General features: G+C 71.0%; 20 protein-coding genes. 16 read left to right on the top strand and 4 right to left on the bottom strand.

Going from position 1 to position 25,157, the window contains the following annotated elements; genetic code table 11:
• From J7E89_RS04400 to aroA, 5 genes are all read left to right on the top strand, one after another.
• A partial coding sequence (locus J7E89_RS04400) for an ATP-binding protein (protein ID WP_251060094.1) occupies window positions 1-1,620 on the top strand: 1,620 nt, incomplete at its 5' end.
• 117 nt (window positions 1,621-1,737) lie between these two features.
• Window positions 1,738-3,354 carry a PucR family transcriptional regulator gene (locus tag J7E89_RS04395; RefSeq protein ID WP_214968564.1) on the top strand — a complete coding sequence of 539 codons (1,617 nt, stop codon included), beginning with the start codon at window positions 1,738-1,740 and terminating at the stop codon, window positions 3,352-3,354.
• 368 nt (window positions 3,355-3,722) lie between these two features.
• Entirely contained in the window at window positions 3,723-5,168 is a 1,446-nt protein-coding gene (locus tag J7E89_RS04390) for an aldehyde dehydrogenase family protein (RefSeq protein ID WP_214968562.1), read from the top strand.
• Window positions 5,169-5,365: 197 nt separating this feature from the next.
• Window positions 5,366-7,306 (top strand): acyl-CoA dehydrogenase family protein, encoded by a 1,941-nt coding sequence (locus tag J7E89_RS04385; protein WP_214968559.1) that lies wholly within the window; start codon window positions 5,366-5,368, stop codon window positions 7,304-7,306.
• Window positions 7,307-7,434: 128 nt separating this feature from the next.
• A complete protein-coding gene (gene aroA / locus J7E89_RS04380; protein ID WP_214968557.1) occupies window positions 7,435-8,676 on the top strand; it encodes a 3-phosphoshikimate 1-carboxyvinyltransferase in 1,242 nt (413 codons plus the stop codon).
• A gap of 297 nt (window positions 8,677-8,973) precedes the next feature.
• Here aroA and J7E89_RS04375 read toward each other — a convergent pair whose 3' ends face one another.
• Window positions 8,974-9,480, bottom strand: a complete 507-nt coding sequence (locus J7E89_RS04375; protein WP_214968554.1) for a DinB family protein — start codon at window positions 9,478-9,480, stop codon at window positions 8,974-8,976.
• A 118-nt stretch (window positions 9,481-9,598) separates the two neighbouring features.
• Between J7E89_RS04375 and J7E89_RS04370 the strand changes: the two genes are divergently transcribed.
• The 7 genes from J7E89_RS04370 (at window position 9,599) to J7E89_RS04340 (ending at window position 17,620) form a co-directional block, all read left to right on the top strand.
• Window positions 9,599-10,369, top strand: a complete 771-nt coding sequence (locus J7E89_RS04370; RefSeq protein ID WP_214968552.1) for a hypothetical protein — start codon at window positions 9,599-9,601, stop codon at window positions 10,367-10,369.
• Between the two features lie 57 nt (window positions 10,370-10,426).
• On the top strand, window positions 10,427-11,701 hold the full coding sequence (gene dxr / locus J7E89_RS04365; RefSeq protein ID WP_214968550.1) for a 1-deoxy-D-xylulose-5-phosphate reductoisomerase: 1,275 nt from the start codon (window positions 10,427-10,429) through the stop codon (window positions 11,699-11,701).
• Window positions 11,698-12,999: an RIP metalloprotease gene (locus J7E89_RS04360; RefSeq protein ID WP_214968548.1), complete on the top strand. Its 1,302-nt coding sequence runs from the start codon at window positions 11,698-11,700 to the stop codon at window positions 12,997-12,999. The genes dxr and J7E89_RS04360 overlap by 4 nt, the downstream gene beginning before the upstream one ends.
• Window positions 13,000-13,107: 108 nt before the next feature.
• Window positions 13,108-14,265 (top strand): flavodoxin-dependent (E)-4-hydroxy-3-methylbut-2-enyl-diphosphate synthase, encoded by a 1,158-nt coding sequence (gene ispG / locus J7E89_RS04355; protein ID WP_214968546.1) that lies wholly within the window; start codon window positions 13,108-13,110, stop codon window positions 14,263-14,265.
• A gap of 134 nt (window positions 14,266-14,399) precedes the next feature.
• Window positions 14,400-15,245 carry a GNAT family N-acetyltransferase gene (locus J7E89_RS04350; RefSeq protein ID WP_214968544.1) on the top strand — a complete coding sequence of 282 codons (846 nt, stop codon included), beginning with the start codon at window positions 14,400-14,402 and terminating at the stop codon, window positions 15,243-15,245.
• A gap of 26 nt (window positions 15,246-15,271) precedes the next feature.
• A complete protein-coding gene (locus tag J7E89_RS04345) occupies window positions 15,272-15,844 on the top strand; it encodes a GNAT family N-acetyltransferase (protein WP_214968541.1) in 573 nt (190 codons plus the stop codon).
• Window positions 15,845-15,913: 69 nt separating this feature from the next.
• On the top strand, window positions 15,914-17,620 hold the full coding sequence (locus tag J7E89_RS04340) for a proline--tRNA ligase (protein WP_214968539.1): 1,707 nt from the start codon (window positions 15,914-15,916) through the stop codon (window positions 17,618-17,620).
• 268 nt (window positions 17,621-17,888) lie between these two features.
• On the opposite strand, the gene J7E89_RS04335 is transcribed toward J7E89_RS04340, so the two are convergent.
• Genes J7E89_RS04335 through J7E89_RS04325 form a run of 3 tightly spaced genes read right to left on the bottom strand, consistent with a single transcriptional unit; the run spans window position 17,889 to window position 19,791 of the window.
• Window positions 17,889-18,782, bottom strand: coding sequence for an aminoglycoside phosphotransferase family protein (locus J7E89_RS04335; protein ID WP_214968537.1), 894 nt, complete (start codon window positions 18,780-18,782; stop codon window positions 17,889-17,891).
• A gap of 35 nt (window positions 18,783-18,817) precedes the next feature.
• The gene (locus J7E89_RS04330; RefSeq protein ID WP_214968573.1) at window positions 18,818-19,258 is read right to left on the bottom strand and encodes a ferritin-like domain-containing protein; all 441 of its coding nucleotides are present in this window, start codon (window positions 19,256-19,258) and stop codon (window positions 18,818-18,820) included.
• A 20-nt stretch (window positions 19,259-19,278) separates the two neighbouring features.
• Window positions 19,279-19,791: a hypothetical protein gene (locus tag J7E89_RS04325; RefSeq protein WP_214968535.1), complete on the bottom strand. Its 513-nt coding sequence runs from the start codon at window positions 19,789-19,791 to the stop codon at window positions 19,279-19,281.
• A 154-nt stretch (window positions 19,792-19,945) separates the two neighbouring features.
• Between J7E89_RS04325 and rimP the strand changes: the two genes are divergently transcribed.
• The 4 genes from rimP to infB all read left to right on the top strand — a co-directional run bounded on the left by rimP (window position 19,946) and on the right by infB (window position 25,122).
• Window positions 19,946-20,443: a ribosome maturation factor RimP gene (gene rimP, locus J7E89_RS04320; protein WP_214968533.1), complete on the top strand. Its 498-nt coding sequence runs from the start codon at window positions 19,946-19,948 to the stop codon at window positions 20,441-20,443.
• A gap of 2 nt (window positions 20,444-20,445) precedes the next feature.
• Window positions 20,446-21,444 carry a transcription termination factor NusA gene (gene nusA, locus J7E89_RS04315; protein WP_214968530.1) on the top strand — a complete coding sequence of 333 codons (999 nt, stop codon included), beginning with the start codon at window positions 20,446-20,448 and terminating at the stop codon, window positions 21,442-21,444.
• A gap of 75 nt (window positions 21,445-21,519) precedes the next feature.
• Window positions 21,520-21,798, top strand: coding sequence for a YlxR family protein (locus tag J7E89_RS04310; protein WP_214968527.1), 279 nt, complete (start codon window positions 21,520-21,522; stop codon window positions 21,796-21,798).
• Between the two features lie 156 nt (window positions 21,799-21,954).
• Window positions 21,955-25,122 (top strand): translation initiation factor IF-2, encoded by a 3,168-nt coding sequence (gene infB / locus J7E89_RS04305; RefSeq protein WP_214968525.1) that lies wholly within the window; start codon window positions 21,955-21,957, stop codon window positions 25,120-25,122.
• Window positions 25,123-25,157 lie beyond the last annotated feature (35 nt).

The following is a 25,157-nucleotide window of genomic DNA, read 5'->3' as shown; positions in this document are numbered from 1 at the left end:
CCCCGCACCGGAGCCGGCCCCGTGCCCGACCCCCGCACCGAACCCGGCTCCGCCGCCGACCCCGCCGAGTGGCCCGAGCTGCGCGCCGCCGGCCAGGCCGAAGCCGCCGCGCGCCTGGCGGAGGAGGCCAGATCCGGGCGTATGAACGACGTCGACTACGCCCGGATCCGCCGCGCCTGGCAGTCCGTCCAGGCCGACCCGTCCCGCCTGGCCGCCTTCACCGACACCGTCCTGCGCAACGGCGCCGCCGCCTGCACGCACCCGTCCGGGGCGCGCGACCTGCCCGTACGCGCCGCCGCGCACGACCTCCGCGCCCGCCAGGTCCGCCTCGGCACCGTCCACCCCGGCGAACGCAATCCGTACGCCCGGCGCGGCACCGGCCTCGCCCTCGACCCGGAACTGCTCGGCACCTCCCTCGTGGCCGTGGGTCCGCCCGGCACCGGCAAGACCCGCGACCTGGTACGCCCCGTCGTGGAATCGCTCGCGCTCCAGGCGCTCGCGGGCCAGGCCGCCGTCATCGCCGTCGCGGCCGTCGGAGCGCAGCTCGGCCCGGACGAGGCGTACGACGTCGTGGTCAAGCTCGGCGACCCGGCCTCCGTGTACGACCTGGACCTGTACGGCGGCACCACCGACCCGGACGAGGCCGCCGCCGTGCTCGCCGAGGGCTTCGTCGGCGATCTCCCCGAAGTCGACAGCCGCCGCGCCGCGACCGTCCTCGCCCAGCTCCTCGGCCCGTACCGCGCCGCCTACGGCCGCTTCCCCTCCGTACCCGAACTGCGCGAACTCCTCGACGGCGTACCGACCGCGCTCGCCGCGCTGCGCGAGGCGCTCGACGACGGCTCGCAGTACGCCCTCCAGCGCGAACTCGACGCCCGCGCACGGCAGTCGGGCACGCCGGGGGACCCCGGCATCGCGCTCGCCGACCGGGTGGCGCTGCTCGACCGGCCCGCGTTCGCCTCGTTCTTCGACACGAGCGGCCGGGCGCGGCCCTTCTCGCTCCGCTCCCTGGAACACCCGCTGCGCGTCCGCATCGACCTGCCCGAGCGCGGGCACGCCGAGGCGTCCCGGATGCTGGCCCGGCTCGTACTCGCCCAGTTCACGGCGAGCGCCGCGCACCGCGCCGACCGTTCGCTCTTCGCCTGCCTCGTGCTGGACGACGCGACGCGCGCGATCACCGCGGAGACCGTGCGAGGCATCCAGCGGCTGCGCTCCGCCCACGCAGGCGCCGTGATCACGCTGCGGTCGCTCGACGACGTACCCGAGAATCTGCACTCGGCCCTGCTCGGCGCCGTGGGCTGCCGGATGGCCTTCTCGGGGGTCACGACGTGGGACGGGAAGCGGTTCGCCGAGGCGTGGGGCACCGAGTGGGTCGAGACGCGTGACGTGACGAGCCGGACGGTTTTCGCTGATCAGCCGCTTACCCGGGCTTTTCACGTCTTCCGGCGGATCGTGACCGGCAAGGCCGTGACGACGGACGCGATCACGGTACGGAAGGTCGAGCGCGAGCGGTGGTCCGCGTCGGATCTGGCCCATTCGGTGCCCGCCGGGCATGCCGTTCTGTCCCTGACCACGGTGCGGGGGGAGCACGCTCCGCCGCTGCTGGTGGATCTGCGGAGCTGAGTGGCGCGGCGCGCAGGACCCGTACGTCCTGGCACAATCGGTATGAGCCGTTCGTACGCGACGGCGAAAAAACCTCCGAAAAATCCTGCGTTCCTTCTTCCTAAGGTCATACCGTCCATGCCGCCCACGCTCGCCTCGCTCGTCCACCACTCGGCGCTCAAGCTCACCGTGCGCGCCGGGGAGGACCGGCTGGACACGCCGGTGCGCTGGGCCCACGTCAGTGAGCTCCCGGACCCCGTGCCCTACATGGAGGGCGGTGAGCTCCTCCTCGTCACCGCCGTGAAGCTTGAGGCCGAGGATCCGGAAGTGATGCGCCGGTACGTGCGGCGGCTGGCCGGGGCGGGTGTCGTCGGGCTCGGCTTCGCCATCGGCGTCCATTACGACGACATTCCGCAGGCGCTCGTCGACGCCGCCACCGATGAGGGGCTGCCGCTGCTGGAAGTGCCGCGCCGTACGCCCTTCATCGCCATCAGCAAGGCCGTCTCCGCAGCGAACGCCGCCGACCAGTACCGCGCGGTGACCGCCGGCTTCGAGGCGCAGCGCGAGCTGACGAAGGCCGCGCTGTCGGGCGACGGGCCGGGGGATCTGCTGGCCCGCCTCGCGTCGCACGTGAACGGGTGGGCGGCGCTGTACGACGTCTCCGGGGCGGTGGTCGCCGCCGCGCCCGACTGGGCCGCGCGCCGGGCCGCCCGGCTCACCGCCGACGTCGAACGGCTGCGGGAGCGGCCCGCGCCGGCGAGTTCCGTCGTCGGCGGTGGCGGCGCGGACAGCGACGCGGAGGCGGACGACCGGGTCGAGCTGCAGTCGCTGGGCGCTGGGCGACGCGTGCGCGGCGTACTGGCGGTCGGGACGGGCGCTCCGCTGGGGACGGCCGAGCGGTACGCCGTCCACTCGGCGATCGCACTCCTGACGCTGACCACGGAGCGGTCGCGGTCGTTGCAGGCGGCCGAGCAGCGGCTGGGCGCGGCGGTGCTGCGGATGCTGCTGGCGGGGGAACCGGACCATGCGCGTGCGGTCGCCGGCGACCTGTACGGGGCGCTGCTGGACGCCCCCTTCCGCCTCCTCATCGCCGAGCCGACGGCCGCGGAGGGCGCGGCCGCGGGGTCCGACCCGTTGCACGGGCTCGCCGACGCGATGGAGTCCGCGGCGCTGCGGGCGGGGGAGCCGGTGCTGGTCGTGCCGGACGGCGACCGGCTGGTGGTGCTCGCGGCGGACGGGGGCGACGCGGTGGCAGCGTGCCTCGCCCATACGGAGGCGCGGCGCGGGGACTCGGCGCGGCCGCACGAGCCGGCGGACGAGGACGAGCTGGTGGTCGGGCTGTCGGCACCGGCCGGGCCGATCGCGGCGGTCGGAGCGTACAAGCAGGCGGAACAGGCGCTCTCGGTGGCGCGGCGCCGGGGGCGGGCGCTCGTCGAGCACGAAGAGCTGGCGGCGGGCTCGGTGATGCAGCTGCTGGCGGACGACGCGGTGCGATCCTTCGCGGACGGGACGCTGCGGGCACTGCACGAGCACGACGCGAAGGGGCGCGGCGACCTGATCGCCTCGCTGCGGGCATGGCTTTCGCGCCACGGGCAGTGGGACGCGGCGGCGGCGGACCTGGGCGTTCACCGGCATACGTTGCGGTACCGGATGCGGAGGGTCGAGGAGATCCTGGGCCGGTCGCTGGACGACGCGGATGTCCGGATGGAGCTGTGGCTGGCCCTGAAGGCGACGTCGGGGTCGGGCTCCGGCTGACGTTGGTGCCGGGGGCGGTGCCGTGCGGGCACACAGACGCCCTACGGGCGTGTCCTCAATCGCCGGACGGGCTGAAAGTTGCCGCAACGCGGCACTGTCCAGCCCCTCCGGCGTTTGAGGAGCGGGGTCTGGGGCGGAGCCCCAGTTCGGGAAGGGGCGGGCAGGGGAAAATTCAGCCCCCAGCCCCGGCCCCGCACGCGCCGCCCACCCCGTACCGGGCCGCCCGCGCCGGGGGCGCACACCATGGCGTTCTCCAAACCGGCGTCCCCGCGCCCCGCAGCACTCCATCCCGGATAAACGACCTTCCGCCCCCGCACCCCTACCGTGGTGACATCAGCACCCACCCCCTCGGAAGGGCCGGAAACGATATGACTTCCACCCACGCCTTCTGGCTCGCCGGCCGCCAGGCCACCGGCGAGGACGCGTTCGACGTCACGTCCCCCTGGGACGGCCGGCTCGTCGGCAAGGTGAGCATCCCCACCGACGCGCAGGTCGAAGAGGCCGTCGCGGCCGCGTACGCCGTCGAGAACGAGTTCGCGGCGACCCCCGCGCACGTCCGCGCCGCAGCCCTCGACCACGTCAGCAAGCGCCTCGTCGAGCGCACCGAAGAGATCGCGCAGCTCATCTCCGCGGAGAACGGCAAGCCGATCAAGTGGGCCCGCGGCGAAGTCGGCCGCGCCGTTTCCGTGTTCCGGTTCGCAGCCGAGGAAGCCCGCCGTTTCAACGGCGGCGAGGCCCAGCGCCTCGACACCGACGCCGGCGGCACCGGCCGCCTCGCCCTGACGCGCCGCTTCCCCCGCGGCACGATCCTCGGCATCGCGCCGTTCAACTTCCCGCTGAACCTCTGCGCCCACAAGGTCGCCCCGGCCATCGCCGTCGGCGCCCCGATCATCCTCAAGCCGGCGCCCGCGACGCCGCTGTCCGGCTTGATCCTGGGCGAGCTGCTCGCCGAGACCGACCTCCCGGCCGGCTCCTGGTCCGTCCTTCCCGTCGCCAACGACAAGATGCCGGCGCTGGTACAGGACGAGCGTCTGCCCGTCATCTCCTTCACGGGTTCCGAGAAGGTCGGCTACGCGATCATGGACTCGGTGCCGCGCAAGCACTGCACCCTGGAGCTCGGCGGCAACGGCGCGGCCGTCGTCCTGGCCGACTGGGCCTCCGACCAGGACCTGGACTGGGCCGCGACCCGCATCGCGACCTTCTCCAACTACCAGGCCGGCCAGTCCTGCATCTCCGTGCAGCGCGTGATCGCCGACGCCTCCGTGTACGAGCGTCTCGTGCCGAAGATCGTCGCGGCCGTCGAGGCCCAGGTCACCGGCGACCCGAACGACGCCGGCACCGACGTCGGCCCGCTGGTCAACGAGGACGCCGCCAAGCGCGTCGAGTCGTGGGTCGAGGAAGCCGTCAAGGCGGGCGCGACGCTGCTCACCGGCGGCAAGCGCGACGGCGCTTCGTACGCCCCGACCGTCCTCGCCGACGTACCGGCCGACACCACGATCTCCTGCGAGGAGGTCTTCGGTCCGGTCCTGACGGTCCGCAAGGTGGAGGGCGAGGCCGAGGCCTTCGCCGCGGTCAACGACTCCAAGTTCGGCCTCCAGGCGGGCGTGTTCACACACGACCTCCAGACGGCCTTCCGCGCCCACCGCGAGCTGGAGGTCGGCGGCGTGATCGTCGGCGACGTCCCGTCGTACCGCGCGGACCAGATGCCGTACGGCGGCGTCAAGCAGTCCGGCGTCGGCCGCGAGGGTGTGCGGTACGCGATGGACGACTACACGTACGAGCGGGTCATGGTCTTCACGGGCCTCGCCCTCTGACCTCGTACGACACCAAGACCACGGCCGGAGCCCACTGTGCGGGGGCTCCGGCCGTTTCTTTGTGCCACGCGGCGGGCGATGTGCCGATCGGTGCGCCAGGGGTGGTGAGGATGCCGGGAATCGGGTAGATACGGACGAGTAAAACCGGGCGGTAATGCGACCGGCCGGGCCACGACTCGCGGCGAGGTGAGCTCCTCATGTCCGCACAACCGATCCAGCAGCCCAAGGTCTCCGAACGCGAAGCACGGCAGGTCGCCGAGGCGGCGCGCGAACAGGACTGGCGAAAGCCGAGTTTCGCCAAGGAACTCTTCCTCGGCCGCCTGCGCATGGACCTCATCCATCCGCATCCGATGCCGCCGCCCGAGGACGCGGCGCGCGGAGAGGCGTTTCTCGCCAAGCTCCGCGTCTTCTGCGAGACGAAGATCGACGGCGCGCAGATCGAGCGCGACGCGAAGATCCCCGACGAGGTGATCAACGGGCTCAAGGAGCTCGGCGCGCTCGGTATGAAGATCGACATCAAGTACGGCGGCCTCGGCCTCACCCAGGTGTACTACAACAAGGCCCTGGCGCTCGTCGGCTCGGCGAACCCGGCCATCGGCGCGCTCCTGTCGGCGCACCAGTCGATCGGCGTACCGCAGCCGCTCAAACTTTTTGGTACGCAGGAGCAGAAGGACGCCTTCCTCCCGCGCCTCGCCCGTACCGACATCTCCGCCTTCCTCCTCACCGAGCCGGACGTCGGCTCGGACCCGGCCCGGCTCGCGACCACGGCTGTGCCGGACGGTGACTCGTACGTCATGGACGGCGTGAAGCTCTGGACGACGAACGGGGTGGTCGCCGACCTGCTGGTCGTCATGGCGCGCGTACCCAAGTCGCAAGGCCACAAGGGAGGCATCACCGCCTTCGTGGTGGAGGCGGACGCCCCGGGCATCACCGTCGAGAACCGCAACGCCTTCATGGGACTGCGCGGCCTGGAGAACGGCGTCACCCGCTTCCACCAGGTACGGGTCCCCGCCGCGAACCGCATCGGCCCGGAGGGCGCCGGCCTCAAGATCGCCCTCACCACGCTCAACACCGGCCGTTTGTCGCTGCCCGCGATGTGCGTGGGCGCGGGGAAGTGGTGCCTGAAGATCGCCCGCGAGTGGTCGTCGGTGCGTGAGCAGTGGGGCAAGCCGGTCGCCTTCCACGAGGCGGTGGGATCGAAGATCTCGTTCATCGCCGCCACGACCTTCGCCCTCGAAGCCGTACTGGACCTCTCCTCGCAGATGGCCGACGAGGACCGTAACGACATCCGCATCGAGGCCGCCCTCGCCAAGCTGTACGGCAGCGAGATGGCCTGCCTGATGGCCGACGAACTGGTCCAGATCCGCGGCGGCCGGGGCTTCGAGACGGCGGATTCCCTGGCGGCGCGGGGCGAGCGGGCCGTACCCGCCGAGCAGATCCTGCGCGACCTGCGCATCAACCGCATCTTCGAGGGCTCGACCGAGATCATGCACCTGCTGATCGCGCGGGAGGCGGTCGACGCCCACCTGAAGGTGGCGGGCGACATCATCGACCCCGACAAGCCGCTGTCGGCGAAGGCGAAGGCGGGCGCGAACGCGGCGGGCTTCTACGCCAAGTGGCTCCCGAAGCTGGTCACCGGCCCCGGTCAGCTCCCGCGCTCGTACGCCGAGTTCCACCCGGCGGGCCTCCCGGACCTCTCGGCCCACCTCCGCTACGCCGAACGCACGGCGCGCAAACTCGCCCGCTCCACCTTCTACGCCATGTCGCGCTGGCAGGGCCGCATGGAGACGAAGCAGGGCTTCCTCGGCCGGATCGTCGACATCGGCGCGGAACTCTTCGCGATGAGCGCGGCGTGCGTACGGGCCGAACTCCTGCGTACGACGTCGGATCACGGCCGCGAGGCGTACCAACTGGCCGACGTCTTCTGCCGCCAGTCCCGCATCCGGACGGAAGAACTCTTCAACCGGCTGTGGACCAACACCGACGACCTCGACAACAAGGTCGTCAAGGGCGTCCTGTCCGGTACGTACACCTGGCTGGAGCAGGGCATCGTCGACCCGAGCGGCGAGGGCCCCTGGATCGCGGAAGCGAACCCCGGCCCGTCCGCACGAGAAAACGTCCACCGCCCGGTCCGCTGAGGAACGGTGCCTGAAGCTCGGCGGGGGCGGCCGGCCAGAAGGTCCGGCCGGCCCCGCCGGGCCACCGGTATGTCCAAAGGGCGAAACGGCCGAGGCTCCCCGCGCCCCACCCGGCAGGATGGGGTCCCGTGACCGTCGTAGACATCCCCGGCTCCAAGTCCGTGACCGCGCGCGCCCTCTTTCTCGCCGCCGCGGCCGCCGGAACCACCACCCTCCTGCGCCCGCTGAGCTCGGACGACACCGAGGGCTTCGCCGAAGGGCTCGGCAGGCTCGGGTACCGGCTGGAGCGCGGGCCCGACGCCTGGCGCGTCGAGGGCCGCCCGGCGGGCCCGGCCGTCGGCGAAGCCGACGTCTACTGCCGCGACGGCGCCACCACCGCCCGCTTCCTGCCCACGCTCGCCGCGGCCGGAGCGTCCGGTACGTACCGCTTCGACGCATCCCCGCAGATGCGCCGCCGCCCGCTCGCCCCGCTCACCGACGCGCTGCGCGCGCTCGGCGTCGACCTCCGCCACGAGGAGGCCGAGGGCCACCACCCGCTGCGCATCGCCGCCGCCGGCATCAAGGGCGGCGAAGTCACCCTGGACGCGGGGGAGTCGTCGCAGTACCTGACCGCGCTCCTGATGCTCGGCCCGCTCACCGCGGAGGGCCTGCGCATCACCGTCACCGACCTCGTCTCGGCGCCGTACGTCGAGATCACTCTCGCGATGATGCGTAGCTTCGGCGCCGAAGTGACGTGCGAGGGCAGCCTTTTCAGCGTCGCGCCCGGCGGCTACCGCGCGACGACGTACGCCGTCGAGCCCGACGCCTCCACCGCGAGCTACTTCTTCGCCGCCGCAGCGCTCTCGCCCGGCCGCGAGGTCACGGTCCCCGGGCTCGGCGCGGGTGCGCTCCAGGGGGACCTGCGCTTCGTCGACGTACTGGAGCGGATGGGCGCGGAGGTCCGTATCACCGCGGACAGCGCCACGGTCCGGGGCACCGGCACTCTCAACGGCCTCACGGTCAACATGCGCGACATCTCCGACACCATGCCGACGCTGGCCGCCATCGCGCCGTACGCCGCGGGACCGGTCCGTATCGAGGACGTGGCCAACACGCGTGTGAAGGAGTGCGACCGGCTGGAGGCGTGCGCGGAGAATCTGCGCCGGATGGGCGTCACGGTCGCCACCGGCCCCGACTGGATCGAGATCCACCCCGGCACGCCCCGCCCCACCGAAATCGCGACGCACGGCGACCACCGCATGGCGATGTCCTTCGCGGTCACGTCGCTGCGTACCGCGTCGCCCGGTGTCACCTTCGACGACGCCGGCTGCGTACGGAAGACCTTCCCGGCCTTCCACGACGCCTTCGCGGCGCTTCAGCGAGCCTGGTAACCCTCCACCGAGCAAATGACGAGTCTCGGTATCAACTCCGGGGCTCCGGGGCCCGAGAGACGTACTCGCGCCGCGTGGGGAGGGTCGAAGAATTCGACGTACACGCGTTCATAGCGCCGATGCACTCCAGTGTGACGGGGAGGCACTCCTCCGCGGCCCCCGAAGCCGCCGGAACAGAGAACTCGTGCCCGATGCGTGGCACGCCACCCACGCATCGCACCACGCAGACAGCTTCGTCGGGTCCGGAGTGCTCAACCGAATGAATCTGCAGCTTGCTTGGGGGCATGGCAGCGCGCCTCACACCCCCACGGTTCCGTCGATGCCCTCACGGAGGAAGTCGGCGTGGCCGTTGTGGCGGGCGTACTCGTGCATCATGTGCAGCATCACCATCCGCAGCGACACGTCCTCGCCCGTTCTGGCCCATTGGCCGGTCACGTCCAGCGACTCCGCCTCCCGCTCGATGCGGCGCGCGTGCTCGACCTCCGCCTGCCAGGCGTCGAATGCCTGCGACCGGGTGGCCGATGTGGCGTCGTACGCCACCTGGAAGTCGCCCTCGTCCGACCACACGAGCGGTATGTCCTGGCCGTTGATCACCCGCCGGAACCACGCTCGTTCCACCTCCGCCATGTGCCGTACCAGACCCAGCAGCGACAGCGTCGACGGTGGCATCGACTGCCTGCGCAGGTCCTCGTCGGTCAGCCCCTCGCACTTCATGGCGAGCGTCGCGCGGTGGTAGTCGAGGAATCCGCGCAGCGTCTCGCGCTCACCCGCGGCGACGGGCGGACCGATGCGTTCGGTGGTCAAGGAAAGCTCCCTTTCGTACGGGCGGATGAGCGGCCGGGGGCGGCGCCTGTGGCGCGAGCCGCACCCATGCACCACAATCGTGCATTCACCCACGCATCAACGGAACCAGGGGTCACGCATGTTCGGGGCGGGAAAGCGAAACAGCCGACGGCGTGGGGCGGCCCTCGCAGTGGGCGGACTGCTGTTCGCGGGAGCGGTCGCCTGCGGCGGCGGCAGCGAGGGCGACGGCGGTCAGGACGACAAGAAGCCCAGCAGTAAGGGCAAGGCCAGCGCAAGCGGGCCCAAGGCGCTCACCGAGGCGCAGCTCACCGCCGCCTCCTTCACCGACGGCGAGACGGTCGGCAAGTACACCGCATCCGAGTTCACCCTCGGCGCACCCCACGGCGACGACTACACCGCCGACCCCGCCGTCTGCCAGCCTCTGGTCAGCCTCGCCGCCGACGTCACCGACTACGACCTGAAGACCGAGGTCAGCCGCCAGGTCGACGTCCCGGACGAGATGCTCGGCCTCGTCGTCGCCGTCCAGCTCCGCTCGTACGGAGGCGGCGACGCCGCCCGCGTCATGAAGGACCTCGGCAAGGCCGGCAAGGAGTGCGCCGACGGCTTCACCGAGGTGCGGGCCATCGCCAAGGGCAAGTACCTCAAGGTCGAGCCGGTCGAGGCGCCCGAGCTCGGGGCCGGCGCGGACGAGGCCAGGGCGTACCACTTCACGATTCTCGACGTGAAGGGGAAGCTCAAGCTCCACGAGTACCTCACCGTCGTACGCTCCGGCTCGGCCACCCTCTCCTTCCGCGGCGAGATCACCGACACCAAGGACATCGGCGGCGTGCCCGGGGAAGTCACCGACGCCCAGTGGGAGAAGTTCCGGGCGGCGGTCGGCCCCAAGTGACGCGAATCGACGGGACGCGCTGTCCAACGAGTGAGCCATTGCGGCAACAATGGGGGCATGAGCGACAGCCCAGCCCCCCTCGCCGACCCGCACATCGCCTTCGACCCTTCCGAAGGCCGCCGGGACATCGTCGTCCTCGGCTCCACCGGGTCCATCGGTACCCAGGCCATCGACCTGGTGCTCCGCAACCCCGACCGCTTCCGCGTCACCGCGCTCTCCGCGGCCGGCGGCCGGGTCGGACTGCTCGCCGAGCAGGCGCGGCAGCTGCGGGTCCGTACCGTCGCGGTCGCCCGTGAGGACGCCGTGCCCGCCCTGCGCGAGGCGCTGAAGGCGCAGTACGGGAACCACGGGAACACAGAACCCCTCCCCGAGATCCTGGCCGGGCCCGACGCCGCCACCCAGGTCGCCGCATCCCCGTGCCACACCGTCCTCAACGGCATCACCGGTTCCATCGGCCTCGCCCCGACCCTCGCCGCCCTCGAAGCCGGCCGCACCCTCGCCCTCGCGAACAAGGAGTCGCTGATCGTCGGCGGCCCGCTCGTGAAGGCTCTTGCCAAGCCCGGTCAGATCATCCCGGTCGACTCCGAGCACGCCGCGCTCTTCCAGGCCCTGGCCGGCGGCACCCGCGCCGACGTCCGCAAGCTCGTCGTCACCGCGTCCGGCGGCCCCTTCCGCGGCCGTACGAAGGCGGAACTGGCCAACGTCACCCGCGAGGACGCCCTCGCGCACCCCACCTGGGCCATGGGCCCGGTGATCACGGTCAACTCGGCGACACTCGTCAACAAGGGGCTGGAGGTCATCGAGGCGCACCTCCTCTACGACATTCCCTTCGACCGCATTGAGGTCGTCGTCCACCCGCAGTCGTATGTTCACTCAATGGTGGAATTTACCGACGGCTCGACGCTCGCCCAGGCGACACCGCCCGACATGCGCGGCCCGATCGCCATCGGCATCGGCTGGCCCGAGCGCGTCCCTGACGCCGCGCCCGCCTTCGACTGGTCCAAGGCGTCGACGTGGGAGTTCTACCCGCTCGACAACGACGCTTTCCCCTCCGTGGGACTCGCCCGTCACGTCGGTACGCTCGCGGGCACGGCCCCGGCGGTGTTCAATGCCGCGAACGAGGAATGCGTCGACGCGTTTCTCGCGGGACGGCTGCCGTTCACAGGAATCGTGGATACGGTCGCCGAAGTCGTGGCCGAGCATGGCACCCCCCGTACGGGAACCTCGCTCACGGTCGCGGACGTCCTGGAAGCCGAGACCTGGGCACGAGCCCGGGCCCGTGAAATCGCAGTACAGACAGCTGCACAGGCAACAGCGGAGGCTCGCGCATGACGACGGTCCTGTTGACGGTCCTCGGGATAGTCATCTTCTTTGTCGGGCTGCTCATCTCCATCGCCTGGCACGAGCTCGGCCACCTCTCGACCGCCAAGCTCTTCGGCGTCCGCGTGCCGCAGTACATGGTCGGCTTCGGCCCGACCATCTGGTCGCGCCACAAGGGCGAGACGGAGTACGGCGTCAAGGCGATCCCGCTCGGCGGCTACATCCGCATGATCGGGATGTTCCCGCCGGGAGCCGACGGCAAGATCGAGGCCCGGTCGACATCCCCCTGGCGCAGCATGATCGAGGACGCCCGGGAGGCGGCGTACGAGGAGCTGGAGCCCGGCGACGAGACGCGCCTCTTCTACACGCGCAAGCCGTGGAAGCGCGTGATCGTGATGTTCGCCGGTCCCTTCATGAACCTGATCCTCGCCGTGGCGATCTTCCTCGGCGTCTTCATGACGATCGGGCTGAACCAGCAGACGACCACGGTCGACACGGTCGTCCCCTGTGTCGTCGCGCAGAGCGAGAACCGTGACTGCCGGAAGAGTGACCCGGCGTCGCCCGCCAAGGCCGCCGGCCTGGAGAAGGGCGACAAGATCGTCGCCTTCGACGGAAAGCCCGTCGAGGACTGGACCACCCTCTCGGACCGTATTCGCGAGACCATCGGCCCCGCCTCGATCACGGTCGTGCGTGACGGCCAGGAGAAGGTCCTCCAGGCCAACCTGATCGCCAACAAGGTGGCCAAGAAGGACGCCCAGGGCCAGCCCATCGACGATCAGTACGTCAACGCCGGCTACCTCGGCTTCGGCCCAGGCATGGCCGTCACCCCGCTGTCCTTCACCGACTCGCTGGACCGGATGGGCGTCATGATCGAGTCCGGTGTGGACGCGCTCATCGACCTGCCGTCCAAGGTTCCCGACCTGTGGAACGCGGCGTTCAACGGCGAGGAGCGCAAGGCCGACTCCCCGATGGGCGTGGTCGGCGCGGCCCGCGTGGGCGGCGAGATCCTCGGGCTCGGGCTGCCCATGGAGAACACCGCCGCGATGATGCTGTTCCTCGTCGGGGGCTTCAACCTCTCCCTCTTCCTCTTCAACATGCTGCCGCTCCTGCCACTGGACGGCGGGCACATCGCGGGGGCCCTGTGGGAGTCGCTGAGGCGCAATGTGGCGAAGGTCTTCCGACGCCCCGACCCGGGCCCCTTCGACGTCGCCAAGCTGATGCCCCTCGCGTACGTCGTCGCCGGGATCTTCATCTGCTTCACCGCGCTCGTACTGGTGGCTGATGTGGTCAATCCGGTACGAATCTCCTGAGCGGACATGGCGACGTGGTGTGCTCCGGGCTTTCGCGGTGACGTAACCTCGGAGTCCGGAGCCCGCCGATCTCGGGACCTTGATCCACACCTTGGGGTTGCACAGCAGATGACTGCAATTTCTCTCGGAATGCCGTCCGTTCCGACGAAGCTCGCCGACCGAAGGGTCAGCCGCAAGATCCAGGTCGGATCTGTGGCCGTCGGCGGGGACGCGCCCGTCTCGGTGCAGTCGATGACGACCACCAGGACGTCCGACATCGGCGCGACGCTCCAGCAGATCGCCGAGCTGACCGCTTCGGGCTGCCAGATCGTACGCGTGGCATGTCCCACCCAGGACGACGCCGACGCGCTCGCGACCATCGCGCGCAAGTCGCAGATCCCGGTGATCGCGGACATCCACTTCCAGCCGAAGTACGTCTTCGCCGCCATCGACGCCGGCTGCGCCGCGGTCCGGGTGAACCCGGGGAACATCAAGCAGTTCGACGACAAGGTGAAGGAGATCGCCAAGGCGGCCTCCGCCGCCGGCACCCCGATCCGTATCGGCGTGAACGCCGGATCGCTCGACGCGCGCCTGCTCGCGAAGTACGGCAAGGCCACCCCGGAGGCGCTCGTCGAGTCCGCGCTGTGGGAAGCCTCCCTCTTCGAGGAGCACGGCTTCGGCGACATCAAGATCTCGGTCAAGCACAACGACCCGGTCGTGATGGTCAACGCCTACCGCCAGCTCGCGGCCCAGTCCGACTACCCGCTGCACCTCGGTGTCACGGAGGCGGGCCCGGCCTTCCAGGGGACCATCAAGTCGGCGGTCGCCTTCGGCGCGCTGCTGAGCGAGGGCATCGGCGACACCATCCGCGTCTCGCTGTCGGCGCCGCCCGTGGAAGAGGTCAAGGTCGGCCTCCAGATCCTGGAGGCGCTCAACCTCAAGCAGCGCCGCCTGGAGATCGTCTCCTGCCCGTCCTGCGGCCGCGCCCAGGTCGACGTCTACAAGCTCGCCGACCAGGTCGCCGCCGGCCTCGACGGCCTGGAGGTCCCGCTGCGCGTCGCCGTCATGGGCTGCGTCGTGAACGGTCCGGGCGAGGCCCGCGAGGCCGACCTCGGTGTCGCCTCCGGCAACGGCAAGGGTCAGATCTTCGTCAAGGGCGAGGTCATCAAGACCGTGCCGGAGTCGAAGATCGTCGAGACGCTCATCGAAGAGGCGATGAAGATCGCCGAGCAGATGGAGAGGGACGGCGTCATGTCTGGCGAGCCCGAGGTCTCCGTCAGCAGCTGACCCCGGCCGACCTTCCGCACTACGACGCAACGGAGCCCCGCCCCCTCGGCAGGGCTTCGTTCCGTTTTGCGGCGTCCCGCAGGAGCGCCCGGTAGAGTGCGGAGATCAGAAGACCGTACGGTGAGGCCCCTCACGTGTTGACTCAGACCACTACCCGGGTCCTCGACCCCGGCGAACTCGGCGCCGCGCTCGCCATCCTCGAAAGCGAGCCCGTCGCCAACGCCTTCGTGACCTCACGCGTCCAGGCCGCCGGTCTGGACCCGTGGCGCCTCGGCGGCGAGATGTGGGGCTGGTACGCCGACGGCCGGCTCCGCTCGCTCTGTTACTCCGGCGCCAACCTGGTCCCGATCTGTGCGACCCCCGAAGCCGTACGCGCCTTCGCCGACCGCGCCCGCAGGGCCGGCCGCCGCTGCTCGTCGATCGTCGGCCCCGCCGAGGCCACCGGGCAGCTGTGGCGCCTGCTCGAACCCAGCTGGGGCCCGGCCCGCGACGTACGCCCGCACCAGCCGCTCATGGTCACCGACCAGCCCTCGCCCGACGTCCGGCCCGACCCCCGCGTCCGCCGCATCCGCAAGGCCGAGCTGGACGTGATCATGCCGGCGTGCGTGGCGATGTTCACCGAGGAGGTCGGCGTCTCGCCGCTCGCGGGCGACGGCGGGCTGCTCTACCAGGCGCGGGTCGCCGAACTCGTCGCCGCCGGGCGGTCGTTCGCCCGTATCGACGACGGCAAGGTCGTCTTCAAAGCCGAGATCGGCGCCGCCACCTCGCACGCCTGCCAGATCCAGGGCGTCTGGGTGGCCCCCGAGTACCGGGGCCACGGCCTGTCCGAGACCGGCATGGCGGCCGTGCTGCGCTACGCGCTGGCCGATGTCGCGCCCGTGGCCAGCCTGTACGTGAACGACTTCAACACGGCGGCCCGGGCGTCGTACCGGAGGGTCGGCTTCCGCGAGGTTGGCGCGTTTATGAGCGTGTTGTTCTGAGGTGAGCGCCCAGTAGGGTGCAATTCATGGCACCTCTTGCCGGGGGCGAACCCCGGACCCCCGCCGTCGTGGTCGCGCCGGTCAACCTCGCCGAGCGCGTGGACGAGGCGCTCGCCGTACAGGCCCTGGCCTTCGGCCTCACCGACGACGAGATCGGTGTACGCCGTCACATCGTGCTGCGGCATCTCCTCAGCCCCGGCGCGCGGGCGCTCGGCGCCACGACCCCCGAAGGCCGGCTCGTCGGCTTCGTCTACGGGATGCCCAACGACCGTACGCACTGGTGGTCCACGGTCGTCGAGCCGTACCTGCGCCGCGCGGGAAACGACGACTGGCTCGACGACTCCTTCGTCATCACCGAACTGCACGTCGACCCCTCCCACCAGGCACGTGGCATCGGACGCCAGCTGATCACCACCATCACGGACACCGCCGAGCAGCCCCGCTCGATCCTCTCCGCGATCGACATCGAGAGCCCGGCCCGCGGTCTCTACCGGGCGCTGGGTTACGTCGACCTGGCCCGCCAGGTCCACTTCCCGAGCGCCCCGAGGCCGTACGCCGTCATGGGTGCGCCGCTCCCGCTGCGCCGTTACGGCGCGTAACGGATTTCCCGGGGCCTGTACCACCCGGCTAACCTCCTGCCATCACACTTTTCTTCGCAGGAGTTCACCATGGCCCAGGTCCAGCGCATGTCCCGTCTGATGGTCAAGACATTGCGTGACGACCCGGCGGACGCCGAGACGCTCAGCCACAAGCTGCTGGTGCGCGCAGGCTACGTCCGCCGGAACGCGGCGGGGATCTGGACCTGGCTCCCGCTGGGCAAGAAGGTCCTCGACAACATCTCGCGCGTCGTGCGCGAGGAGATGGACGACATCGGGGCCCAGGAGGTGCTGCTCCCCGCGCTCCTGCCCAAGGAGGCGTACGAGGCGAGCGGCCGCTGGGAGGAGTACGGCGACCTGCTGTTCCGCCTCAAGGACCGCAAGGGCGCCGACTACCTCCTCGGCCCGACGCACGAAGAGATCTTCACGCAGACCGTCAAGGACCAGTGCACGTCCTACAAGGACCTGCCGGTGATGCTCTACCAGATCCAGGTCAAGTACCGCGACGAGGCCCGTCCGCGCTCCGGCGTGCTGCGCGGCCGTGAGTTCCACATGAAGGACTCGTACTCCTTCGACACGACGGACGAGGGCCTCGCCGAGTCCTACGCGCTGCACCGCGCCGCGTACCAGAAGATCTTCGCGCGCCTCGGCCTCGACTACCGCATCGTCTCCGCCGTGTCCGGCGCGATGGGCGGCTCGGCGTCCGAGGAGTTCCTGGCCCCGGCCGCGGCCGGCGAGGACACCTTCGTGGACTGCCCGGCATGCGACTACGCGGCCAACACGGAGGCCGTCACCTTCAGTGCCGAGGCCGTCGCCGCCGCGTACGACGGCTCGGAGCACGGCCCGGCCGAGGAGCTGGACACCCCTGACACCCCGACGATCGAGACCCTCGCCGACCACCTCGGCGTACCGGCGTCGGCGACCCTGAAGAACCTGCTGGTCAAGGTCGACGGCGAGATCGTCGCCGTGGGCATCCCCGGTGACCGTGAGGTCGACCTCGGCAAGCTCGGCGAGCACCTGGCGCCGGCTGTTGTCGAGCTGGTCACGGCCGAGGACTTCGTGGGCCGCCCCGATCTCGTACGCGGCTACGTCGGCCCGCAGGGCCTGGAGAAGGTCCGCTACATCGCCGACCCGCGCGTCGCGGCCGGCACGGCTTGGATCACCGGCGCCAACAAGCAGGACAAGCACGCGAAGAACGTCGTCGCCGGCCGCGACTTCGAGGTCGACGACTACCTGGACGTCGTGGTCGTCGAAGAGGGCGACCCCTGCCCGAACTGCGGCACCGGCCTCAAGCTCGACCGCGCGATCGAGATCGGCCACATCTTCCAGCTCGGCCGCAAGTACGCCGACACCTTCCAGCTCGACGTGCTGGGCCAGCAGGGCAAGCCGGTCCGCGTGACCATGGGCTCGTACGGCATCGGCGTGTCCCGCGCCGTCGCCGCCCTGGCCGAGCAGTCCGCAGACGACAAGGGCCTGTGCTGGCCGGCCGAGATCGCCCCGGCGGACGTGCACGTCGTCGCCGCCGGCAAGGCGCTCCAGACCGAACTGGCCGTCGAGGTCTCGGAGAAGCTGGCGGCGGCCGGGCTGCGCGTGCTGGTCGACGAGCGTCCGGGCGTCTCGCCCGGCGTGAAGTTCACGGACGCCGAGCTCATCGGCGTACCGAAGATCCTGGTGGCGGGGCGCCGCAGCGCCGAGGGCGTCGTGGAGCTCAAGGACCGCCGCACGGGTGAGCGCGAGGAGCTGACGGTCGACGAGGCGATCGCCCGCCTGACGGCCTGACGGCCTGACGGCCTGACGGCCTGACGGCCTGACGGCCTGACGGCCTGACGGCCTGACGGCCTGACGGCCTGACGGCCTGACGGCCTGACGGCCTGACGGCCTGACGGCCCCGGCTGGGTGCGGGTGGGGGTGCGGGTGGGGGTGCCTGCGGCGCTTTCCCCTACCCGCCCCTTCCCGAAGCTGGGGGCAGGCCCCCAGACCCCAGACAGCGCAGACGCCAATTCGGGCGTGTCCTCAATCGCCGGAGCCGCGGGTCCGGGCCGGCCGGTTACAGCCAGCCGGCGAACTCCAGCAGGAGTTCCGCGTCCTGGTGGCGGCCCGCCGCAGCCGCCCGTACACCAGACTCCACCGCACGGAACAGCGTCCAGCCGTGCAGCCTGCCCCGGTCCACGTCCAGGGAGTCGGCGAGCTTGTTCACCCGGCGGCGGGCGGCGGACGCGCCCCCGGCGGAAGCGACCAGGTCCTCGACCCGGTCGCGGACCAGCCGGGCCAGGTCGTACGCCCGCTCACCGACCACCGGATCCGGCCCGACAGCCACCCACGGCGCCCGGTCGCCGGCAAGCACCTTGCCCTGCCTGAAGTTGCCGTGCAGCAGCAGGAGTTCATCGGCGGAGGACGTCAGTTCGTCGCGGGCCGCGAGAGCCGCTTCGACCAGCGGCGCCAGTGACGGGTCGGCCGATCGCATCGCCGCCGCCTGGCGGGAAGTGCGGTCGGCGACCGTTTCGAAGGGGTGGTCGGGAGGCGGCTCGATCCACAGCCGGCGTACGATCCCGGCCGCCTCCAGAAGGGCCTTGGCCTCCGGCAGGGAACGCAGCGAGACCTCGGAGTGCAGGCGCTCCAGCAGGAGTTCACCGGTCTTGGCGTCCCCGTCGAGCAGCTGGACCGCTCCCCAGCCGTTCCAGTGCGCCAGCGCCGCGCGCTCCAGCGTGGGCCCCGCCGCCTCCGGTGCGATCTTGAGCGCGGCCGGGGAGCCGTCCTGCTGCCGTACGAGGACGACCAGGCTGCTCCTGCCGCCGGGGTTCTGCACCCGCTCGACGGTCAACTTCCACCGGGACACGGCCTCTTCGGCCAGGGCGGGCAGCTGCCCGAGCCAGTCGGCGGCCACGTCCGGGTACACCTCGCCGAGCGCCCGTACGAGACGCTGCGGCGGTTCAAAAAGCATGCGTGTGGTGTCCCCTTCAAAGGCCGGTTCAAAGCTCACTGCTTGCGGCTCACAGCCGGCGTGGTCAGCTCGGCAAGCCCCGGAAAGGCTACGCCGCGTCCCCGCCAGCGCACGGCCCGCACCGCTGCCTCCCGCAGCGCCCCCGCCGCCTCGCGCCGCAACGGCCCCCCGGCGGCGCGTACGACGTCGGAGTAGACCCCGGCCACCCGGTCCTCCAGCTCGGCCGCCAGACGTACCGCCGCCGCCGCGTCGGGCACCGGGAAGGGCAGGGCGTACGCGGCGGCTGCGGCCACCGGGGTGGCGCCCAGGTCGCGCACGGTCCGCTCCAGCGCGTCGCGCCGCGAACGGTGGGCGTCGTACGCCTCCCGCGCCTCGCCCCGGCGTTCGTCGGCGATCCGGCCGCCGACGACTCCGTACCCGTACACGGCGGCGTGCTCGGCGGCCAGCGCGGCCTGCACGGCCTCCACCGCCTGCATGGCGGTCGGCGTCGTCCCGCTCATCGCCCGTCGCTCCCTTCAGTCAGCAGATATACGTGGGCGGCGCCGGCCGCGGCGACGGACGCCAGCAGCCGTGCCAGCTCCGGCGGCGCTTCGACGAGAGCCGCGGTGTGTGCGTCCGCGCCGCGCTGCTCCTCGGCGGCGAGCTCCTTGAGCGCGGCCTTGTGCTCACCGGCGACGGCCGGGGGCGCCCCGGCACGGCCCGCCGTACCCTCGCCCCGCAGGGCGTCCGCCTGCCTGGCCACCGCGTCGCGCAGCGGCTCCAGCCGCTCTGCGACGGAAGGATGGGCGGCGATGACTGCGTCGTAGCGGGCCAACAGCGTTTGCCTGGTCCGGGCGGATCGCTTCCGCAGCCCGGCCTCGGCCCGCGCGGCGGCGGCCACGGCATCGGCCGTGGAACCTTCCCTGCCCCGCGGAGCCGAATCCTCCGCACACCCGCCGGTCAGCAGCGCGACGGCCGCGGCCCCGGTCGCCGCGAGCGCACCCCTGCGTGTGGTTTCCGTGCGCCGCACCTGTGTCTCCCTCGGGCCTCAGCGGTGATCACCGCAGGCGAGCGTACCTGCGGCTCCCCGGCAGGCGGACGGCAACACCCCTCGGGACCGGATACCCTTTGATCTGACACGCGACGATCCACACAACAGCACACGCGGCCGAGGAGTCACCCGGATGAGCACCACCCAGAGCGACAGGCTGCGCGCACTCCTGGAACTACTGGTCAGCGCGGAAGGCCTCGATCTGGAAGACATCGAGGTGTCCCGGGCAGGCAGGCGCCGCCAGCTGAGGATCGTTGTCGACTCCGACGAAGGCGTGGAACTCGACGCCTGTGCCGAGCTGAGCCGCTCCATCTCCGAGAAGCTCGACGAGACGGACGCGATGGGCGAGGGCGAGTACGTCCTCGAAGTCAGCTCCCCGGGCGCCGACCGCCCGCTGTCGGAGCACCGCCACTACGTACGGGCCACCGGCCGCCTCGCCAAGCTCACGCTGAACGACGCCACCGAGCTGGTCGCACGCATTCTGACCGTGGACGACGAGGGGCTCGACCTCGAAGTGCCGGGCGTGAAGGGCCGCAAGCCCACCGCCCGCCGGGTCGCCTTCGCGGACATCGCCAAGGCGCGCGTGGAGATTGAATTCAGTCGCAAGGACAAGAAGGAAGAGGAGGCGTAGCCATGGATATCGACGTAAAGCTCCTGAAGGGCTTGGCGAAGGAAAAGGAGATCTCCTTCGACCTGATGGTCGAGGCGATCGAAGCAGCCCTCCTCATCGCGTACCACCGCACCGAGGGAAGCTTCCGCCGTGCGCGCGTGGAGCTCAACCGCGAGACCGGCCACGTGACGGTCTGGGCGAAGGAAGACCCGGCGGATCTCGAAGAGGGCCAGGAGCCCAAGGAGTTCGACGACACCCCGTCCGACTTCGGACGGATCGCCGCCAGCACCGCCAAGCAGGTCATCCTCCAGCGTCTGCGCGACGCCGAGGATGACCGGACCTTCGGCGAGTACGCCGGACACGAGGGCGATGTCGTCACGGGCGTCGTACAGCAGGGCCGGGACCCCAAGAACGTCCTCGTCGACATCGGCAAGCTGGAAGCCATCCTGCCGGTGCAGGAGCAGGTGCCCGGCGAGGAGTACACGCACGGCCTCCGGCTGCGCTCGTACGTCGTACGGGTGGCCAAGGGTGTGCGCGGTCCGTCCGTGACGCTGTCCCGCACCCACCCGAACCTCGTGAAGAAGCTCTTCGCCCTCGAAGTTCCGGAGATCGCCGACGGCTCGGTCGTCATCGAGGCCATCGCCCGCGAGGCCGGCCACCGCTCCAAGATCGCCGTACGGTCGACGCGGTCGGGGCTCAACCCCAAGGGTGCCTGCATCGGGCCCATGGGCGGCCGTGTGCGCAATGTCATGGCCGAGCTGCACGGCGAGAAGATCGACATCGTGGACTGGTCGGACGACCCGGCCGAGATGGTGGCCAACGCCCTGTCGCCCGCGCGCGTCAGCAAGGTCGAGGTCGTGGACATGGCGGCCCGCTCCGCCCGGGTGACCGTGCCCGACTACCAGCTTTCGCTGGCCATCGGCAAGGAGGGCCAGAACGCCCGTCTCGCCGCCCGGCTGACCGGCTGGCGTATCGACATCCGTTCTGACACCGAGCAGCCCGAGTCCTCCCACCAGGACTGAGGCACGTTTTACGACAACATCCGTTCGATTTCTGCCCCCATGGGGCGAGGTCGCCGCGGGGAGGTAGACTTAATAGTGTCTGGCCGGACGCATGCCCGCGTGTGCCCTGAGCGAACCTGTGTGGGATGCCGGGAGCGAGCGGCCAAGCGCGAACTGCTGCGCATCGTGGAGATCGAGGGTGAATGTGTCCCCGATCCTCGCGGTACGCTGCCCGGCCGGGGTGCGTACATTCATCCCGCCCCTGCCTGTCTCGCCCTGGCGGTCCGCCGCCGGGCGTTTCCCCGGGCCTTTCGGGGCCGGGCACCGCTCGGCACAACGGCACTGAGCCAGTTTGTCGAGCAGGCAACACCGTAAGAACCGTAAGAACAGAACGGCACGGATAACCGTGCGGTCAGGTACCTCGCGAGTTGGAAGTAGGTCGAGATTGCGATGAGCACTCGATGAGTACGCGATGAGTACGCCCATGAAGTAGCGACGGTCCGGCGGTAACCCGGACCTAAAAGGAGCGAAGTGGCAAAGGTCCGGGTATACGAACTCGCCAAGGAGTTCGGTGTTGAGAGCAAGGTCGTCATGGCCAAGCTCCAAGAACTTGGTGAATTCGTCCGTTCGGCGTCCTCGACGATCGAGGCGCCGGTTGTACGCAAACTGACTGACGCACTGCAGGGTCCCGGCGGCAACGCCGGCAAGTCCGCAGCCAAGCCGGGTGCGCCTCGTAAGGCAGCGCCCGCAAAGCCGTCCCCGGCTACCCCCTCGTCCGCGCCTTCCCCGGCGCAGGCAGCACGTCCCGGCGCCCCGAAGCCCGGCGCACCGGCCCCCAAGCCGGCCGCTGCCGAGGCTCCGGCCAGCACCCCGCCCGCGGCCGCGCCGTCCGGTGCCCCGCGTCCGGGTCCGAAGCCCGCACCGGCCAAGCCCGCTCCGGCGGCCCCGGTGCCCGCGGCGGAGTTCTCCGCGCCCGAGCCCGCCCAGCAGGCCCCCGCTGCCCCCGCGCAGCCGCAGCAGGCCCCGCGTCCCGCGGGTGCCACGCCCGGGCCGCGTCCCGCCCGTCCGGCTCCGGCCGGTCAGCGTGACGCCGGTCAGCGCGACGGCGGTGCCCGCGAGGGTGGCCAGCGTGACGACCGCCGTGGTGGCGAGCGTGGCGAGCGTCCCGCCCGCCCCGGTGGCCAGCAGGCCCCCCGCCCGGGAGGCGCCCGTCCCGCGGGTCCGCGTCCCGGCAACAACCCGTTCACCTCTGGTGGCTCCACCGGTATGGCGCGTCCGCAGACGCCCCGTCCGGGTGGCGCCCCGCGTCCCGGCGGCGCCGGTGCCCCTGGTGGCGCCCCGCGTCCGCAGGGTGCTCCCGGCGGCGCTCCGCGCCCGCAGGGTCAGGGTGGCGCACGTCCTTCCCCGGGCGGCATGCCCCGTCCGCAGGGCGGCGCCCCGCGCCCGGGTGGCGCTCCGGGCGGTAACCGTCCGAACCCCGGCATGATGCCGCAGCGTCCCGCGGCCAGCCCCCGTCCCGGTGGCGGTCCTGGCGGCGGTGGCCGCGGTCCTGGCGGCCCCGGTGGCCGTCCGGCCGGCGGTGGCGGCGGTCGTCCCGGTGGCGGCGGCTTCGCAGGCCGTCCGGCCGGTCCCGGCGGTGGCGGTGGCGGCTTCGCCGGCCGTCCCGGTGGTCCCGGTGGCGGTGGCGGCGCTGGTCGTCCCGGCGGTGGCGGCGGCTTCGGCGGTCGTCCCGGCTTCGGTGGACGTCCCGGCGGCCCCGGTGCCCGTGGTGGCACGCAGGGTGCGTTCGGCCGTCCCGGCGGTCCGGCGCGTCGTGGTCGTAAGTCGAAGAGGCAGAGGCGCCAGGAGTACGAGGCCATGCAGGCCCCGTCGGTAGGCGGCGTCATGCTGCCTCGCGGCAACGGACAGACCGTCCGCCTGTCGCGCGGTGCCTCGCTCACCGACTTCGCCGAGAAGATCAACGCCAACCCGGCGTCGCTCGTCGGCGTGATGATGAACCTCGGCGAGATGGTCACTGCTACGCAGTCCGTCTCCGACGAGACGCTGAAGCTGCTCGCGGACGAGATGAACTTCATCCTCGAGATCGTCAGCCCGGAGGAAGAGGACCGCGAGCTTCTCGAGTCCTTCTCCATCGAGTTCGGCGAGGACGAGGGCGGCGAGGAAATGCTCGTCTCCCGTCCGCCGGTCGTGACCGTCATGGGTCACGTCGACCACGGTAAGACCCGACTGCTGGACGCGATCCGCAAGACGAACGTCGTTGCGGGCGAGGCCGGCGGTATTACGCAGCACATCGGTGCGTACCAGGTCGCCACCGAGGTCAACGGTGAAGAGCGCGCCATCACCTTCATCGACACCCCCGGTCACGAGGCGTTCACCGCCATGCGTGCCCGTGGTGCGAAGTCCACCGACATCGCGATCCTCGTGGTCGCGGCGAACGACGGTGTGATGCCGCAGACGATCGAGGCGCTGAACCACGCCAAGGCGGCCAACGTGCCGATCGTGGTCGCGGTCAACAAGATCGACGTCGAGGGTGCCGACCCGACCAAGGTGCGCGGTCAGCTCACCGAGTTCGGTCTGGTGGCCGAGGAGTACGGCGGCGACACGATGTTCGTCGACATCTCCGCGCGCCAGGGTCTCAACATCGAGCAGCTGCTCGAAGCCGTGATCCTCACCGCGGACGCGTCGCTCGACCTCCGTGCGAACGCCGAGATGGACGCGCAGGGTATTGCGATCGAGGCCCACCTCGACAAGGGCCGCGGCGCCGTCGCCACCGTGCTCGTCCAGCGCGGAACGCTCCGCGTCGGTGACACGATGGTCGCCGGTGACGCGTACGGCCGAGTCCGCGCCATGCTCGACGACAACGGCAACAACGTCGAGGAAGCGGGTCCGTCGACCCCCGTCCTGGTCCTGGGTCTCACCAACGTCCCCGGCGCCGGCGACAACTTCCTGGTCGTCGACGAGGACCGTACGGCCCGCCAGATCGCCGAGAAGCGTGCTGCGCGTGAGCGCAACGCCGCCTTCGCCAAGCGCACCCGCCGGGTGTCCCTCGAGGACCTCGACAAGGTGCTCAAGGCCGGCCTGGTCCAGGACCTCAACATCATCATCAAGGGCGACGCGTCCGGTTCGGTGGAGGCTCTCGAGTCCTCGCTGCTCCAGCTCGACGTCGGTGAAGAGGTTGAGATCCGGGTCCTGCACCGCGGTGTGGGTGCGGTCACCGAGTCCGACATCGACCTGGCGATGGGCTCCGACGCCATCGTCATCGGCTTCAACGTCCGAGCTGCCGGCCGCGCCGCGCAGATGGCGGACCGCGAGGGTGTCGACGTTCGGTACTACTCGGTCATCTACCAGGCGATCGAAGAGATCGAAGCGGCCCTCAAGGGCATGCTCAAGCCGGAGTACGAAGAGGTCGAGCTCGGTACGGCGGAGATCCGCGAGATCTTCCGCTCGTCCAAGCTGGGCAACATCGCCGGTGTCCTGGTCCGCTCGGGCGAGGTCAAGCGCAACACCAAGGCACGCCTCATCCGCGACGGCAAGGTCATCGCGGAGGACCTCAACATCCAGGGTCTGCGCCGCTTCAAGGACGACGTCACCGAGATCCGGGAAGGCTTCGAGGGTGGTATCAACCTCGGAAACTTCAACGACATCAAGGTCGACGACGTCATCGCGACGTACGAGATGCGCGAGAAGCCGCGCGGCTGAGCCGTGTAGCACTGTGTAGTTACGCGCGGTGTCGG

Origin of the sequence: Streptomyces sp. ISL-100, from assembly GCF_018614615.1 — a bacterium.
In the GTDB taxonomy this organism is placed as follows: domain Bacteria; phylum Actinomycetota; class Actinomycetes; order Streptomycetales; family Streptomycetaceae; genus Streptomyces.
Note: the sequence above shows the minus strand (reverse complement) of the source record. Positions and strands in the feature narration are given on the sequence as shown.